The 16,347-nt window shown below is 70.3% G+C and carries 14 protein-coding genes and 1 pseudogene; all 15 read left to right on the forward strand.

Features of this window, described 5'->3' with window-relative positions; genetic code table 11:
* Positions 1–100: 100 nt before the first annotated feature.
* Positions 101–604 (forward strand): cupin domain-containing protein, encoded by a 504-nt coding sequence (locus ACSNOG_RS16845; protein WP_436753450.1) that lies wholly within the window; start codon positions 101–103, stop codon positions 602–604.
* 230 nt (positions 605–834) lie between these two features.
* Entirely contained in the window at positions 835–2,661 is a 1,827-nt protein-coding gene (locus tag ACSNOG_RS16850; protein WP_436753451.1) for a type IV secretory system conjugative DNA transfer family protein, read from the forward strand.
* Positions 2,662–2,675: 14 nt separating this feature from the next.
* Entirely contained in the window at positions 2,676–3,788 is a 1,113-nt protein-coding gene (locus tag ACSNOG_RS16855; RefSeq protein WP_436753452.1) for a hypothetical protein, read from the forward strand.
* Positions 3,785–4,468 carry a hypothetical protein gene (locus ACSNOG_RS16860; RefSeq protein WP_436753453.1) on the forward strand — a complete coding sequence of 228 codons (684 nt, stop codon included), beginning with the start codon at positions 3,785–3,787 and terminating at the stop codon, positions 4,466–4,468. The genes ACSNOG_RS16855 and ACSNOG_RS16860 overlap by 4 nt, the downstream gene beginning before the upstream one ends.
* Positions 4,468–4,962, forward strand: a complete 495-nt coding sequence (locus ACSNOG_RS16865; RefSeq protein WP_436753454.1) for a hypothetical protein — start codon at positions 4,468–4,470, stop codon at positions 4,960–4,962. Before ACSNOG_RS16860 ends, ACSNOG_RS16865 begins: the two co-directional genes overlap by 1 nt.
* Positions 4,959–5,918, forward strand: a complete 960-nt coding sequence (locus tag ACSNOG_RS16870) for a hypothetical protein (RefSeq protein ID WP_436753455.1) — start codon at positions 4,959–4,961, stop codon at positions 5,916–5,918. The genes ACSNOG_RS16865 and ACSNOG_RS16870 overlap by 4 nt, the downstream gene beginning before the upstream one ends.
* 188 nt (positions 5,919–6,106) lie before the next feature.
* Positions 6,107–7,381 (forward strand): conjugal transfer protein, encoded by a 1,275-nt coding sequence (locus ACSNOG_RS16875; RefSeq protein WP_436753456.1) that lies wholly within the window; start codon positions 6,107–6,109, stop codon positions 7,379–7,381.
* 159 nt (positions 7,382–7,540) lie between these two features.
* Positions 7,541–7,777, forward strand: a complete 237-nt coding sequence (locus tag ACSNOG_RS16880) for a hypothetical protein (RefSeq protein ID WP_063804439.1) — start codon at positions 7,541–7,543, stop codon at positions 7,775–7,777.
* The gene (locus ACSNOG_RS16885; protein ID WP_436753457.1) at positions 7,774–8,469 is read left to right on the forward strand and encodes a hypothetical protein; all 696 of its coding nucleotides are present in this window, start codon (positions 7,774–7,776) and stop codon (positions 8,467–8,469) included. The genes ACSNOG_RS16880 and ACSNOG_RS16885 overlap by 4 nt, the downstream gene beginning before the upstream one ends.
* Positions 8,470–8,475: 6 nt before the next feature.
* Entirely contained in the window at positions 8,476–11,040 is a 2,565-nt protein-coding gene (locus tag ACSNOG_RS16890) for an ATP-binding protein (protein ID WP_436753458.1), read from the forward strand.
* Between the two features lie 14 nt (positions 11,041–11,054).
* Positions 11,055–11,618, forward strand: coding sequence for a hypothetical protein (locus ACSNOG_RS16895; RefSeq protein ID WP_436753459.1), 564 nt, complete (start codon positions 11,055–11,057; stop codon positions 11,616–11,618).
* Positions 11,615–13,774 carry a hypothetical protein gene (locus ACSNOG_RS16900; protein ID WP_436753460.1) on the forward strand — a complete coding sequence of 720 codons (2,160 nt, stop codon included), beginning with the start codon at positions 11,615–11,617 and terminating at the stop codon, positions 13,772–13,774. Before ACSNOG_RS16895 ends, ACSNOG_RS16900 begins: the two co-directional genes overlap by 4 nt.
* On the forward strand, positions 13,771–14,559 hold the full coding sequence (locus ACSNOG_RS16905; protein WP_436753461.1) for a hypothetical protein: 789 nt from the start codon (positions 13,771–13,773) through the stop codon (positions 14,557–14,559). The genes ACSNOG_RS16900 and ACSNOG_RS16905 overlap by 4 nt, the downstream gene beginning before the upstream one ends.
* A 4-nt stretch (positions 14,560–14,563) precedes the next feature.
* Positions 14,564–15,784 (forward strand): peptidase M23, encoded by a 1,221-nt coding sequence (locus ACSNOG_RS16910; protein ID WP_436753462.1) that lies wholly within the window; start codon positions 14,564–14,566, stop codon positions 15,782–15,784.
* A gap of 98 nt (positions 15,785–15,882) precedes the next feature.
* Positions 15,883–16,347 (forward strand): annotated as a pseudogene (locus ACSNOG_RS16915) (hypothetical protein); the annotation flags it as partial.

Consider the following 16,347-nt stretch of genomic DNA (forward strand, 5'->3'; position numbering starts at 1 on the left):
TCCGTGCGCGGATTGCACCAAGGCGCCGGACACTCGGCCCCGTAGATTGATCGTCGGAACGAACGGCGCGCTGCGTCACCGCACTTCAGAGGAGCCCTCCATGGCCGAGCCCCAGAGCCCCGTCACCGCCCCCGTCCTCGTTCGCGCCGCCGAGGCCACGGTCCTCAGCGACGCCCCCGGCTCCCTGATCACGCTCTTCGCCGACTCGGACACCACCGGCGGTGCGTTCACCACCAACCGGGCCACGCTCGCCGAGGGGACGGCGGGCGCCCCGGCTCACTTCCACACCCGTGCCACGGAGTTCTTCTTCGTCCTCGACGGCGCGCTGGACGTGCTGACGGGCGAGACCGTCGTGACGCTGGAGAAGAACGACTTCCTGGCCGTGCCGCCCGGCATGCCCCACGCCTTCGCCCCGGCGGCCGGCCGCTCCGCCGACGCCCTGGTCGTCTTCACGCCGGGCATGGGCCGCTTCGACTACTACCGCCTGCTGGACCGTGTGGCCCGTGGCGAGGCGAGCGTCGAGGAGATCAAGGAGTCGTCCGAGCGCTACGACAACCACTACGTCGACAGCCCGGTGTGGCGCGCGGCCCGCGCCGCCGCGTGACGCGCCGCCGTGCCCTTGTCGTGACGCGCTGCCGCCCCCTCGTCGTGACGCGCCGCCGTCCCCTTGCCGTGGCGGGACGCCGGCCGCTTGCGTAACACCTTCGCTGCGTAGTCCCCGTCCCCCCGCCTCGAACGCCTGACCTGTCGCACTGAGGTGTTACCGTCGCAGCGATCTGAAGGGATCACATCAAGCAAGGGACGGGGGTCCACCGCGTGGCAGCGGCGCGCAAAGTGGGACGCAAGTACGAGAGCGGCGGACCCAAAGGTGAGATCGCCCTCGTCAAGGCATCGGCGGTGGTCATCGCCGTCGTCGTCAGCTGGCACCTGGCCGTCTGGGCCACGGCCGAGAACATGGCCCTGTCGAACGTCCTGGCCACGGCGGGTGCCCTTGCGGCGCACAAGCCGCTGACCGGTCTGGGCGACGGCATCGTGCCGGCGTCGGCCAGCGTCACCGTCCCGGTATGGCTCGGCTTCCTCCTCGGCCCGATCGCGATCGTCATGCTGGCCGTACGGGCCCGGGAGCGCCGTGTCCGGGGCGCGGGCGGCGAGGGTCTCGCCTCCGCGACCGAAGCCCGCGACATGCTCGGCGAGAAGCGCGCCCGCAAGGCCGCCAAGATGACCCGCGCGACGTCGTTCACCGGCAAGGACGGCAAGTTCGACCCCAAGGCCGCGGCGCGTGCGGAGCTGCGCGAGGTCGGCTGGATGCTCGGCACGCAGGTCCGCACCGGGCAGCCGCTGGTGGCCACGCCGGAGGACTCGGTCGCGGTCATCGCCCCCTCCGGCGGTGGCAAGTCGCGCAACGTCGTCATCCCCGCCTGCCTGGACGCGCCGGGCCCGCTCGTCGTCACCTCCACGCGCGCGGACGTCCTCGACGTCATCGCCGAACCGCGCTCGCGCATGGGCCGGGTGTGGGTCTTCGACCCGCTCGACACCGTCGGCTGGCCGCACAAGATGGTCTGGGACCCGGTGGCCGGGTGCCAGGAGGGCGAGACCGCCACGTCGCGCGCCCTGTCGTTCTCCGTCGGCATGGGCGCCGACGACAGCTCCTCCAGCAACGGCAGCTTCTTCCAGCAGACGGCGTCGTCCGCGCTGACGAGGCTCCTGCACGCCGCGGCCCTCGAAGGCAAGACCATCGAGCACGTCATGCGCTGGGCCACCAACCTGGAGAAGGCCAGCGAGCCGCGGGCCATCCTCACCGACCACCCCAACGCCGAACCCGGCTGGGACGTCCTGCTGCGCTCCGTGTCGACCGGCGCCGACGAGACCGTCGCCTCGACCCGGCAGACCCTCGCCGCCCAGATCGAACCGCTCGCCCTGCGCAAGGTGCTGCGCTGCGTCACTCCGCAGCCGGGCGTGCCGACCTTCGACCCGGACGCGTTCGTCGCCTCTCGCGACACCCTGGTCCTCATCAGCGACTCCAACGCCTCGACGAACGTCTCGCCGCTGACGACGATGCTGCTGGGCGAGGTCGTCGACGCGGCGAAGCGCCGGGCGCCCCGGCTGCCGTCGGGCCGGCTCGACCCGTTCCTGCGCCTCGTCCTGGACGAGGTCGCCAACGTCGCCCCGCTGCCGAAGCTGCCGTCGCTGGCCTCCGACGCCCGCGGCTACGGCATCCACATCGTCTACGCGCTGCAGTCCCTGGCCCAGGCCGTGCTCCGGTGGGGGCAGCACGAGGCGGACACCCTCCTCGACAACGCGGCGGCCACCCTCGTCATGGGCGGCCTGAAGGACGTCGAGGCGCTGCGCCGCTTCTCGGAGCTCGTCGGCGAGGCCGAGCTCGTCGAACTCTCGAAGTCGCGCGACACCCAGCGACTCTTCGGCTACGGCACCAACGAGGTCGAGCGCGAACGCCGCATCCTGCGCCCCGAGGAGATCCGCCAGCTGCCGCACGGCCGGGCCCTGCTCCTGTTCCGCGGCGCGCCGGGCGTCATCGCCGAACTGCTGCCATGGGACCAGCGCCGCGACGGAGCGGCCCTGCGGGCGGGCGAGCACGCGACGCGCGCGTCGCGGATCGGGCCGCCGCCGCTGGAGAGCGCGGGAACGGGCGCGGGCGCGTAGAAGGACGGTCGGGAATGACGGACGAAAACCTGCGGGAAGAACTGAAGACCCTCCGCGAGGAGGTCGAAACCCTCCGCGAGTGGCGCACCCGGTTCGAAGCGGCGATCAAGGACTTCGCGACGGGGATCAAGGCGAACCAGGCCGAGGTCACCGAGGTCGTGGGGGAGGTCATCGACCGTCTGCACGCGGTGGAGGCGGCGACGGCGCAGTCCTCACCGGCCGCGGCGCCCACTGACGACCACCTCCCCTGGTCCCTGCGCGCCACGGAGGACGACTGGCGCCGCCTCTCCGACTGGCTGGACTGGCTCGGCCGGCACTACGCCCCGCAGCTGCACCTGCGCATCTGGCCGTGCTGGCCGCTGCACGGCGGCGTCACGGAGGAACTGGCGGCCCTGCACGCGGCGTGGCGGGCGGCCACGGAGGCCGACGCCGACCCGTCGCGCGAGGGCAGCGACCTGGCGTACTGGCACCAGATGTGGCTGTGGCCGACGATCGAGCGCATCCGGCAGCACTACATGTTCAGCGAGTGCGAGGACGACCACTCGCAGGACCGCCCGGGCCGGCCGACGGACGGGGCGGCGCTGCGCAAGCGCATGACGGAGGCGGAAGCGGAGCGCAGGCGCCGCGAGAACGAGAAGTACACCTACTACGTGAAGACCGGCCCGGACCACCCGGCGGAACGCCCGTCGAGCCTGTGGCGGTGCGCGGCGGGACGCGAGACGGACTGGGAGTACCTGTCGCTGCTGGACTGGCAGTGGCACAAGGCGGCGGAGACCGCCGTCCAGGACCCGCCGCCCGCGTCCGCGCGGCAGGCCGTGAGCGCCGAGCGCGCCGGAGAACTGCAAGCGGACCGGCAGGGCTGGGTGCGCTACTGGGCGCGGTACGCCGACGAGTCGTCCTGGCGGGCCGGGGAGCCGCCGGTGACGGTGGTGCGCCGCCGCCGCAGCCCGGAGCGCATCTACGACGAGGCGTTCAAGATCTGGAACGAGTGGGGCCCGACGCAGGCCGTCCACGACTTCTTCGACGCCCGCCCGTCGAACCCGCCGCACCTGGTGGAGATCGACGCGGCCGAGGCGGAACGACAGCTGACGGAACTCCACGGCGCGAAGGGAGCGACGGAACTGTGACGGCACCCGTCGCGAAGAAGCCCGCAACGGCCTGGAAGGACGACGCGGCGACCCCGGGCCGCCGCCTGGAACTCACCGCGGACCAGAACGCCGCGGTGACGGCCCGCTGGGAGGCGGCGAGGGCGGCCCACAAGGTCCTGGACGCGGTGGTGGAGGGTGTGGAGGCAGCGCTGGCGGCCTCCCACGGCGCCCGCCTGGAAGGCAGGCAACACCGCCTCATGGGCCTCAAGGCCTTCCGCCGCAAGGCCGCCATGGAATTGGACGACCGCGTCCCCCTGGAAAAGGTCGTCGGCAAGGTCCAGGACCTCAACCGCTACACCCTGGTCTTCGACGTGAAGTCGTACACGGAAGGCGTCCGCCACACGTACGCCCTCCTGCACGAGCGCGGCTACGTCATCGTCCCCGATTCGGAGCGGAACACCTGGGAGGATCCCGTCCACAAGGGATTCCGAGCGGTGTGGCAACAGCCGGACGGCACGGTGAAGTTCGAGATCGCCTTCCACACGCCCGACAGTTTCCGGGTCAAGACGGAGAACCACCTTCTCTACGATCTGTACCGCTCGAGCCGCCTCCGCCCGCGCGGCGAGGAAGCGGAGAACACGACCGAGTCCCACGAGGACGCGGCGAAGGTCGTCCAGCAGCGGCGGTACAGCGAGATTCCTGCGAAGGGGAACAAGTGATGAGTGAGCAGTACGAATACTTCGCCGAGGTCCCGCAGGGCTACACGGTGGAACGCCCGGACGGGCTGTGGCGCCGCGCCGGCGAGGAGTGGGAGTACCTGTCGCTCCTGGACTGGCAGTGGCACCACCTCAAGGACAGCACCGTCAGGACGGTCCCGCCGGCCGGCGAACTGCATGCCGTAACGGCGGAACGGGCCGCCGCGCTGGAAGCCGACCGTCAGGGCTGGGTGCGGTACTGGGCGCTGTACGTGGACGAGGAGGACTTCCGCGAGGGCGAGGCGCCCACCACGGTCGTCCGGCGCCGGAGCAGCCCGGAGCAGGAGCTGGACGAGTCGTACCGCGGCTCGAAGGGGATCTGGGGTCCCACGAGCGCGGTCGCCGAGTCGCGCGACCTCCGCACGTCCAACCCTCCCCACCTGGAGGAAGTGAGTGCGGAGCGGGCCGAGGAACTGCTGCAGGAGATTCACGGAGTGACGGGGGCAACTGAGCTGTGAGTGACCGTACGGGGGCCTGGCAGGGCGAGGGATACTCGCTCAGCCCGGAACAGAATCGTGTCGTCACCGAGCGGTGGGAGCGGGCTGCTGCCGCTCGCGACCGCATGGACGCGATGATGAAGGACGTTCAGCAGGAGACGGCGCAGTCGCACGGCGGCAAGCTCGAGGGCCTGGAGTATTCCCTCAAGGATGTGGACTCGTTCCGGCGCAAGGCCGCGACCGCGCTCGAAGAGAACGATATTCCGGTCGAGAAGACGGCGCGCAAGGTCAACGACCTCAATCGGTACACCCTGACCTTCGAGCCGGATTCCTACACCGAAGGCGTGGAGCGGACGTACGAACGGCTCCGCGAGTCCGGCTACGAGCCCACTGCCGAGAAGAACACCTGGCAGGACCCGGTGTACAAGGGTGTGAATACCACCTGGCAGCACACGGAGTCGGAAGAGAAGTTCGAGCTGCAGTTCCACACTCCGGACAGCTTCAAAGCCAAGATGGAGAATCACGAGCTCTACGAGATCTCCCGCGGCAATGAGATCAACGAGCTCGCGGCGGGTGACAAGAGACTGGCGAAGTCCTACCTGGACGCCGCCAATCACCTGCAGAACGAGCGGTACAAGAACGTCAAGGTCCCGCCCGGCCAGGAGCGGATCGGGGAGCAGAAGATCTGGGCCAAGCTCGATCCCGATGTACCGCGGGAGCACGTGGAGCTGATCCGGCAGAAGGAAGCGGAGAAGCTCGCCGAGAACGTCGCCAAGGCCCAGGCCAAAGCCGCGGCCAAGGCGCAGGCCGAGCAGGCGCTCCTCGGGCTCGACGGACCGGGGCTGGGTGAAACCCAGGGCCTGCGCAACAGGTTGGCTACAAAGCCCCCCGCGGAAGAACCCCGGCAAAAGACGACGGCACCCCGAATCGACCCGGTGCCGGCCCCCTCGCAGAGCCGTGGTCCCGTAGTCAGGTGAGGTGGGCCACGTAGCGGATGACCTCTCACCCCGAACCGCCCGCAATGTCGGGAATTCGGGGTGTGGTCGCTGTTCCGTAGTTGTTCAGATCCCAACAGCTTCTGTTCAAATCAAGCTGTTTGACGATCAGAAATGGGCCAAGTACTGTCCAGCCACTCAGGCCTAGCACGGGGGAAGGGTCACCAGGGTTGAGCACGTTCAAGACGGTCATGCGGCGGATTCTGAATCTGCCGGAGCCGCGGAGCGACGCGGCCAAGGTCAAGGCCAAGGGCAAGAAGGGCGAAGCCTCTCTGCCGGGCTCCCCGCCCGCCGGGCAACCTTCCCCCGCGCCCCAGGCCCCCGCCGGACTCCAGCAGTGGACCGACGCGGCGGCCCGGCTCCAGGGTCAGACCCCCTCCTCGCAGCCCGCCCCGGGTGCCGCAACGGGTGCCGGTGCCGGCACGGGTGCCGTCGCCACCGAGGGTCGTGACCTGCCCTGGCAGCTCGAGGACGAGAACAGCGGCACCAAGTTCCTGGTCAAGGCCGGCCGCGGCGCGCTCTGGGCCGTCGTCGGACTGGCCGCGATCACCGGCATCCGCTCGTGGTTCTGGGCGCCCGAGCCGCCCAAAGCACCCGTCCAGGTCAGCAGCGGTCCCACCTATCCGGTGCAGGAGGCCCAGGCCGTCGCCGCCCGTTTCGCGCGGTCGTACCTGAGCTGGGACGAGAGCGACCCCAAGGCCCGCGCCGAGGCCCTGGCCCGGGACATGGCCAAGGGCATCGACACCGCCGCCGGCTGGAACCAGAAGGGACACCAGGAAGTCCTCGCCGCCCAGCCGGGAGCCGTGACCGAGGAGAAGGACAAGAGGGCCCGCGTCCGCGTCGACGTGCTGGTCAAGGCATCCGGGACGGACGGGTCGCCCAAGACGGTCGACAAGCCCAAGGACGACAAGTCCAAGGACAAGAAGGACGACCCCAAGAAGGACGACAAGGCCGCCAAGGACGACAAGGGCGACGGGAGGGACTCCCGCTCCGCCGACGGGCCCCGCTGGGTCGGCCTGGAGATCCCCGTCGTCCAGACCTCGGGCCGCATCCTTGTATCGGGCCAGCCCGGCATGGTCGGCGTGCCGACCGACGGGACGTCCGCGCCTGCGCTGAACACCAAGTCGACGGACCTGGACTTCAGCGAGAAGACGCGCGGTGTCGCCGAGGAGTTCTTCACCAAGTACGCGACCGGTGAGGCCGAATCCGTCGCGGCGCCGGGCGCTTCCGTCGCCCCCCTCCCGCCCGGCGTGAACCTCGGTGGCCTTCGCAACTGGTCGGTCGACGAGGGCAGCGGCACCGACCGGATCGGCACCGCGACCGTCACCTGGCTGACCGGAGGCGCCGAGCTGGAGGAGACCTACCGGGTCAAGCTGACCCGCGTGGCGTCGGCCAAGGCCGAGCGCTGGCAGGTCTCCGAGGTCCACGGCGGCATGTCCTCCTAGCGCCGGTCGCGCCCCACACCCGCCCCGGGGCTCCGGCCCCGATCAGGCCGCCGCCTGTTCCCGGCTCCGGCCCGCACCGGCGCCGGTCGTGCCGTCGTGCCCGGCCGAGCGGCCGGGCGCCCTCACCCGTCCTCTCCCACTCCAAGCAAGGGGAAGAAAATGATGGAACTCGCGCTGACCAATGGCGCCGAACTCAAGAACTGGGTCATCACCCTCGCCGGCAACATCTTCCTGATCGTGCTCGCGGTCCGGGCCATCGGCCACTACGCGAAGCGCGAGTGGGGCGAGCTGCTCGCACACTTCATGGCGGGCGTCGTCGTCGCCGGTTTCGTCTACGCCTCGGACAGCACCAAGGGCATGCTCACGGCGATCTGGACCAAAGTGGCGGGCGCATGAGGGTAGGGCACACCTTCACCCGCCACTTCGACCTGGAGACACGCCAGCACGAGCTGCTCGGCATGGACCTCGGCGAGGGCCCGACCCGTCGGGTCCTCGTCACCGGCGCGGTCATCTACGCGGTGTGGATGGGCGCGTTCCTCCTCGTCTTCGGCTGGCCGTCGGAGCTCTTCTTCACCCTGTACTTCGCCCCGCCCGCACTGATCACCTTCTACGGGTCCCAGCGCTCGCGGCGCAATGAACGGCGCTGGAACCTCACCCAGTGGGCGCTCACCATCCGCTACCTGACGGTGGGGCACCGACCGGTCATCAACGGCGGCCGGCGCGCCGCCGACCGCTCGGAGTGGCTCCCGCTGCGGGCCCGGCTCGGCGAGAAGACCGAGCATGCCCTCTCTTACCCCGGCATGAGCGTCTTCGAGGGACTCCTGGGCCCGGAGGAGCCGCAGCGCACGGCCGGCCGCGCCGTCAAGCTCGATGCCCGGCCCCGGCTGTACGGACCTGACCACGTCTATCGCGCCCGGATGCGCAGCCTGTCGGCCAAGGACCGCAAGTCGGCCGAGCGGCAGGCCGTGCAGCAGCGGGCCGCCCGGCAGGCCCAGCAGGCTCAGCAGGTATGGACGGGCGGCCGCACGGCGCCCATGCCCGCGCCGATGGCCGCCCAGCGGGCCAGGAGCGGCCAGGAAGGTATGTGATTCGAGATGAAGCTGACCAAGGGCATCGCCCGCTTTCTCGGGGTTGACGGAGACCGTTCCGCCCCGCCCCCGCGCTACGTCGGACTGGCGGACGGACTGATCATCACCGAGACGCACGCCGAGGCGTGGTTCGTGCTGGGCAGTTCCAACACCGACCTCATGTCGGAATCGGCACGCGACGGCGAACACGATCAGGCGAGCAGCGCCCTGGCCCGTACCCTCTCGGGCTACGACTGCCACCTCAAGGTCCTGTGGGCGCCGCTGAATGCGGAGGAGTACCGGAACGAGGCGGAAAGCCTGTTCACGGCCGGCCACTTCGCCGAGTGGGCCGACATGCGGGTCGAGCGGCTGAACCAGCTGGAACTCCCCACGCGCATGCTGATGCTCGGCGTGCGTATCGCCGAGCGCTCCAACCAGGCCAAGGCCCGCGGCAGCAGAGGGGTGCAGGACGCGCTGGGCATCGGCTCCACGTCGGTCTCGCCGAAGGAGATCGCCCGGCTCGACGCACTCACCCGGCGCCTCGGCCGCCAGCTGGAGACGACGCCGTGGAAGGCACAGCCGGCCGCCGTCGAGATGCTGGCCTGGATGATCGCGCGTGAGCAGCGCCGCGACACGGTCCTGCCGAACCCGGACGCCGACGGGATGATCACCGGCGCCAAGCTGGCCCAGCTCACCCGCGGCCGCGTGCTGCCCTACCCCGACCACCTGCGCATCGTCGACCAGCGCGGCGAGACCACCACCTGGGTCTCGGTGCTCACCATGGACGGCTTCCCCGAGGAGATGGAGTCGCCGGGCGCGGGCGAGTGGCTGCGGGCCGTCGCCGAGATCACGTACGTGCCCGAGTACGGGGACGACGACGATTACGGGACGGACATCCAGGTCAAGCCGGTCAACCCCGAGCCGTCCGTCCGCTTCAAGGTGATGCACAAGCGCGACGCCCTGAAGCAGATCGACGAGGTCCGCCGTCTCGCCAAGGAGCAGCGGCAGAGCGCCGCCAAGCACTCCGCGGGCGAGACCGCGCAGGAGATCGAGGAGACCGAGGACACGATGACGTCCCTCTCGCGCGACATGAAGCGCGAGGACGTCACGTTGCTGGAGGACCATCCGCGGCTGGTCGTCACGAGTGACATCTCCCTGGAGGACCTGCGGGCCCGCTGCGACGCGGTCATCGGCTTCTACGGCGGCCTCGGCATCGAGGTCAGCGTCGGCGCCGAGGAACAGCGCGAGCTGTGGCTGGAGGCGCAGGCGGGCGACATGCTGCGGGTGCCCGACCTGGTGCACACCCGCACGGTCGGCGCCTTCGCCGGCTCCTGGTTCTGGGGCGGCGCGTCGGTCGGCGACGACACCGGCCCGATCATCGGCTACCTGACCGGTTCGACGCCCGGCGTCGTGCGTAACGACCTGACCGGCGGCTCCGAGCGCGGTGACGCCACGACCTCGGCCTTCATCGGCCGAAGCGGCCGCGGCAAGACGACCGCGATGATGCTGTCCCTGCTCGACTCCGGCTTCCGCGGCTCGTTCGTGCTCGCGCTGGACTTCAAGGGCGACATGGGCGGCCTGGTCTCGGCCGGCCAGCGGTACGGGCTCAACGCCCACGTCATCGAGACGGGCGCCCAGTACGCCGGCGTGGCCGACCTGTTCACGCTGCTGTCAGGTGAGAGCGCCGAGCGCGCGCAGACCGAGGTCCCCGCGCAGCTGGGCATCGCCCTGCCGCAGCACCTGCGCATGCGCGGTGCCGAGACTCCCATCCAGAGCGCGGTCAACGAGATCATCGCCGCGGGCGACCCGGCGACGTGGAAGGTCATCGAGTACCTGCGCCGCTCCGAGGACGAACTGGCCCGGGAGGCCGGCGACGCCCTCTACGAACTGTCGCTCACCGGCCTCGGCGCACCCTTCATGGGCAAGCCCTCCGGATCCACCCTGATCACCCCGTCGCCCGGCATCTGGGTCGTCCAGGTCCCCGGCATCACCCTGCCGTCGCCCGACGACGCCCGCGACGACTGGTCCGTCCACCAGCGCCTGTCCGTGGCGCTCGTCCACTCGCTGCTCGCCTACGGCATCAGCATGGCGGGCCGCAAGGACCTGCGCGGCCTGCGCAAGGTCGTGGCCGTGCCCGAGGTGCACGTCCTCACGGCCACCCGCGAGGGCAGCTCGTTCCTCCAGTACATCGCCCGAGTCGGCCGAGCGCTGCACACCGCGCTCGTCGTCGACACCCAGGACCCGGAGTCGCTGGCGAGCCTCACAGGCCTCGTCGAGCAGATGACGACGGTCTTCGGCTTCCAGCTGACGACGCCGGAGCAGCAGGACGCGATGGCCGCCCTGCTGGACCTGCCGAAGGGCGAGCACACGCGGCAGCTCATCCAGGCCATCGGTGTGGACGTGACCCAGGAGATCCGCCACGGCCACTGCATCATGCGCGACCGCCGCTTCAGCAGCGCGACCGTGCAGTTCGACGTGCCGTCGCTGGAGATGCTGGAGCTGCTGAGCACGACGCCGAAGACGACGGGAGTCGTAGCGGAGCAGTCGGCGATGTCTCTGAGCAAGTCCGAACCCGAGGAGGCAATGGCGTGAGGCGGGTTGCGGCAGTGGCGGTTGCGACGGCGTCGGTCCTGGCGGTCGCCGGGTGCTCGTCGTCTGGTGACGGCAAGAACAAGGGCGGCGAGAGCCGGGGCAACCCGGGGGTCACCAAGGAAGAACGCCAGCGGGCGGACGCGGAGGCGCGGGAGCGGGCGAAGGACGAGGCGGCGATGAAGGACGCGGCGCTTCGGTACGAGAAGGCGCGCGTCGCCAATGACGTCCGGACGATGTGCAGCCTGATGACGCCGAACAAGCGCGGTGGCGACGGGAGCCCGGACGCGTGCGCGCAGCGGTTGAAGAACCTGGCCGACGAGAAGCCCGAACCCGGGATCACGGTGAGCGTCGAGGGGATACCGGTCGACGTGTCACCGATCGGTGAGCACCCCCAGGGGTCCGGACTGATGGTGAAGGAAACGGCCGTCGAGGGTGCGCGGACGTCCGTTCGCCGCGAGGCACTGCGCATGGTCAAGACCGACGGCGCGTGGCTGGTCGACCAGAAGATGAACGTTCGGGACGAGGACATGTCCGCCGGTAGCCCTGTCCGCAACGCCCTGATGAGGTCCTCGGAATGAGACTTCCCCGCTTCCGGAACGTCCTCATACCCCTGCTCGGCGCGCTCACCACGCTCATGGTCACCGCGGGGGCCGCGGCGGCCGACGACGATCACAAGAAGTACAACCCCGCGGGCATCGGCGACCTGCTGAAGACCCCCCGCATCGGGGAGGGCAAGGGCTCCACCCTCTACGAGCAGTACGGGTCCGTCCTCTACTACCGGCTCGACAACGAGCTGGGGTGGAAGGACATCGGCTGGAGCATGCTCAACGGCATCTCCGATCTCTTCATGGGCCTGACGGTCTTCATCACCCAGACGGCCGTGGTCGCCGTCCAGTGGACGCTGGGCTTCACCGACGTCAAAGAGATCCACGACTCGATCACCACGGCCATTTCCAAGGCGGGCGGAACGGTCTCCACGACCCTGCTGCCCTCGGCCCTCGCCGTGGGCGCGCTGGTCGCCTGGGCCAATCACCGCAAGGCGAGCGGCAGTAGTCTCAGCCAGCTCGGCTGGGTGGCGGCCTCGGGGATTCTCGCGGTCTCCCTCGTGACCACCCCCGGTGTGTGGGTCGACAGCCTCGAGAGCGTGCGCAAGGTCGGTTCCACCATCGCGATGGAGGCCACCAGCGCCGGCATGACCGGCAAATCGCAGGAGCCCATTGCGATCGGGGGAAACCCGGACCTTGAACAGAGCGACAAGGACAGCGAGCAGACCAAGAAGGACAAACTGGTCCGCAAGTCCACCGATGCGATCTGGCGGTCGTACGTCGTCACGCCGTGGTGCATCGCAGAGTTCGGCAACCTCACCACCTGCAAGGAATTCGGCGAACGGGTCCTTCAGAGGACGGACAAGCCGACGGACGACGACGACTTCGACGACGCGCGGGAAGAGTTCCTGAGCAAGACGCTCAGCGATGAGGCGCTCGGCAAGCCGGCCATGAAGTGGCGGCAGGGCAAGAACGCCGGCCGTGTCACGGTCGCGCTCGCCGCCTTCGTCTGTGCGACGCTTTTCGCCGTTCTCGCCATCATCCTGGCCTTCGCCTCGCTCGCTTCGCTGATCGGCGCGTTGATGCTGCTGCTGGCCGGTGTGGTCTTCGCCTGTCTGTGGGTGATCCCGGGGAGGCCGCGGCAGTGGGGCCTGCGCTGGTTCGACGCCCTGCTGGGCTTCGCCCTGCAGTCGTTCGTGAGCACGATGGTGCTGGGTGTCGTCCTGGTGCTGAACACGGTCAGCATCACGTTCCTGGGTGGCTCCGGCGGCTATTTCGCCGCCAGCGCCGTCAGCATCACCAGCGCGATCACGGCGTTCAAGTTCCGCGCCGTGATGGAGAGCATCGTCGGCGTCACCGGTTCGCTGACTCCAGGGGGTTCGGCGATGGGCATGGCCATGGGACGCGGGGCCAGCAGGCTCGCCGGCCGGATGGTGGGCAAGCCCGCCGGCTGGGCGGGCCGCCAGGCGGCACGTCCCGTCAAGTGGGCCGGCGGGAAGGCCAAGGACGCCGCGGTGAGCGGCATGAAGATGGCCGGCGGCGCCGCTGCGAGGGGCGGCTTCAGAGCGGCTTCCGCAGGTGTCGAGCAACTGGGCAAGGCCAAGGAGCGCGGTCTCCAGGCCATGGCCTCCTGGGCCTCCGACGCCGCGGGCGGTGCCGGGGCGGGCCGCTCGGGCGGTGCCGGGGCGACCCGTGGCGCCGGTTCCTCCAACGCCCAGAACGACCGCAATCCGGCCGACCGCCGTCGCGCGGGCGCCGATCCTGCCGGCAAGACCATCGCGACCCTGCCTGAGCGGCGCACCACCGCTGTGGGCAACATCCGGGCGCGGGCCACGGGCCGCCCCGGGGAGGGGAACACCGGAGGTCCGAAGACCGCACGTCCCAGCGACTCCCGTTCCCAGCCGGGTGCTACCAAGGCGGGGGACAAGGGGCCCCTGAAGCAGAACGGCGCACGGCTCAATTCCGGGAAGCCGGACGGTAAGGCCGAGGCCGGTCACCGGTTCCGCCCCACGCGTCCGCACAGCCCGCCGCCGCGCCAGCAGCGCATCGCCGAGGCCCGCCGGACGGCGAGCTCGGCCTCGGCCTCGGGCGGCGCCGCGAACCGTCGCAGTGCCCCGGCGCAGGCGAAACGTTCCGCCAGTGCTCCGGCACCCACAACCACCCGGCGTCGCCGCAGGAGGGACTCGTGAGCAAGGACAACGGGCCGCAGAGCGCCGCCGAATGGCGGGAACTGCTCAACACCCCGTACGACTACCCGGAGGAGATCGAGGAGGCGCCCAAGCGGTCCGTGCGGCGCCGGGCCCGCAAGATCTACCGCCAGGACCAGAAGGCGGAGCTCAAGCGACGCCTCGCGGACGAGCGGCGCCGTGAGCCGGTCACCGCGGGCGGTGCCATCGTGGTGATCGCCGGATTCCTGGCCCTCGGTGCGGCCGCCGCCCACTGGTGGCCGAACGACACCCCGGCGAAGGTCGTGCAGGCCGGGAGCGCGCCGGAGACGCGGACGGAGTCGGCGCCGGCCCAGAGGACCGGAGCCCCTGCCGCTCCGTCGCCCTCGGCTTCGGCCCCCGCCCTGCCGAAGGTGGACCTCAGCAAGCCGGAGAAGGCGGCGGAGGGATGGGCCCGGGTCTACTGGGCCCGCAACCCGCCCGTGGACAAGACCCACAAGGCGGTGGTGGACCGCGCAGCGCCGTGGATGACCTCCGCCCTGCGCGAGAACCTCAAGAAGTTCGACGACGCGGCGTGGAACGAGATGGTCTCCAACGGCGGCGTGTCCACCGTCGATAAGGTCACCGTCGGCCCCGCCGACGACGACCGGGTGCGCAACCAGGCCGACACCCCCCTGCGCGTCTGGCGCAAGGTCACCGTGAACACCACGATCGCCGGCTACCGCAAGTACGACGAGACCAAGGTCCTCCTCACCGAGGTCACGCGCGACGGCAACGAGTGGCGCGTGGGCCGGATCCTGGGGGCCTGAGTCAGTGGACGGACGTCAGGCCCTCGCCCTGGCGGCGGGGGGAGCCCGGCGTGCCGTGGTGCTCAAGTTCGGGCTCCCCATCGCGGCCGTCTTCATCGTCCTGCTCATCATCCTCGGCGCGCTGTCGGGTATCGGCGGGGTCAGCTCCGCCTCTGCCGCGGGCTGCGGTGAATGGGGGCAGCCCGCCGACGACGGGGAGAACGGCAACGGCCAGAAGGGCGATGCCGGCGGGGGAGCGAGTAAGGAACTGCGGGCCCGGCAGGTCACCAACGCCAAGATCATCGATGGGGTCGCGAAGGAGGGGAAGCTGCCCGGGCGAGCCACGCTCATTGCGCTGATGACGGCTCTCGCCGAGTCGCAGCTGGACAACATCAACTACGGTGACCGGGATTCGGTCGGTCTGTTCCAGCAGCGCCCGGTGGCGGGCTGGGGCACCAAGGAACAGATCATGGACCCGAAGTACGCGGCCAAGATGTTCTTCTTCGGCGGCGACAGCGGCGACCCGCCGGGTCTGGAGGACGTTCCCTGGGAGAACCTGTCGCTCAACGACGCCGCCCAGAAGGTGCAGCGATCCGGCTTCCCCAATGCCTACGGGCCGAAGGAGACGCAGGCCCGCAGCATCGCCAAGGAAGCCGGTATCGACCTGGAGCGGTCCGGGGAGAACCACCCCAACCGGCCGGGGCCGAGCACCGGAGGCAGTTCGGGAAGCAGCGGGGACAACAAGGGCAAGGACCCCGACGAGCCCCCGGGCGACTGCAACACGTCCGGCAAGCCGGGCAAGCCGGGCGAGCCCTTCCACGACGGCAACGCGAACTGGCCTGACAAGGTGAGGAACCCGCGCTCCACCGCCGACGCGATCAAGTGGGCGAAGGCCGAGGCCGACAGCCACCGCGCGAACTGGTACCAGAAGTGCCTGGCCTTCACATCCATCGCCTACGGCTGGAACTACTCCGGTACGAACTACGCCATCGACCACTACACGGACGTCATGCCGAAGGAGATGCGGCACGACGGCGACCGTAATCCGCCTCCCGGCGCGCTGATGTTCTGGGACACCGGGCACCGGGCGGGTCACGTGGCCATCTACGTCGGCGACGGGAAGATCGCGTCCAATGACATCGGGGTCATCGGCGAGATATCGATCGTCCCCGCCACCGATATCGAAACCAAATGGAACGCCAAGTATCTGGGCTGGTCACCCCCCTACTACCCCAGCGGCGGGTGATCCGGGTCATCATTACCCGGGGGACCGCGGCACCCTGCGTGCCGCGGCCCCCTTGGCCTGCTGGCGGCGGCGGTACGTAAGGAATGACCATGCCTGTTGTGACGGACCTCGACTCGGTCCCTCTGACGCCTGTCTACACGATCGTCATCAACGCAATGGGCGGAGCGTCGATCGACGGGGAGCCGGTCGACGACCTGCCGGGCGCGGATGCACGGACCTCGGCGCTTTCCGAGATACGGGTGCGTGCGGCTCTCCGCGGTCACCCCATACGCATCAACGCCAAGGAGCCCGACGGCTCGGTCTGGCCGCTGATCGTCGACCACGACGGGGCGGTGACGCCGATGCCGGGGCCGCATCCGGTGCCGGCGCCTGCGCCTGCGCCCGTACCGGCGCCGGTTCCTGCGCCCGCACCGGTGGTGCCGCAGCCCGCGCCTGTGGCGCCTGCGCCTGTGCCCGCGCCCGCGCCCGCGGCGGAGCACCCGGCACCGCCCGTGCCCGCGCCCGGCAGGTCGTCGACCGGCTCCCCGTCGATCGACGCTCCGCCCATTGCGTTGATGACGATC

It is taken from the genome of Streptomyces sp. URMC 124 (assembly GCF_051386455.1).
In the GTDB taxonomy this organism is placed as follows: domain Bacteria; phylum Actinomycetota; class Actinomycetes; order Streptomycetales; family Streptomycetaceae; genus Streptomyces.

What these genes read in the sequence shown, in the direction of transcription:
- ACSNOG_RS16845 (WP_436753450.1), top strand. Translation starts at nt 101, where the DNA reads ATGGCCGAGCCCCAGAGCCCCGTCACCGCCCCCGTCCTCGTTCGCGCC.
- ACSNOG_RS16865 (WP_436753454.1), top strand. Translation starts at nt 4,468, where the DNA reads ATGAGTGAGCAGTACGAATACTTCGCCGAGGTCCCGCAGGGCTACACG.
- ACSNOG_RS16885 (WP_436753457.1), top strand. Translation starts at nt 7,774, where the DNA reads ATGAGGGTAGGGCACACCTTCACCCGCCACTTCGACCTGGAGACACGC.
- ACSNOG_RS16900 (WP_436753460.1), top strand. Translation starts at nt 11,615, where the DNA reads ATGAGACTTCCCCGCTTCCGGAACGTCCTCATACCCCTGCTCGGCGCG.
- ACSNOG_RS16855 (WP_436753452.1), top strand. Translation starts at nt 2,676, where the DNA reads ATGACGGACGAAAACCTGCGGGAAGAACTGAAGACCCTCCGCGAGGAG.
- ACSNOG_RS16880 (WP_063804439.1), top strand. Translation starts at nt 7,541, where the DNA reads ATGATGGAACTCGCGCTGACCAATGGCGCCGAACTCAAGAACTGGGTC.
- ACSNOG_RS16890 (WP_436753458.1), top strand. Translation starts at nt 8,476, where the DNA reads ATGAAGCTGACCAAGGGCATCGCCCGCTTTCTCGGGGTTGACGGAGAC.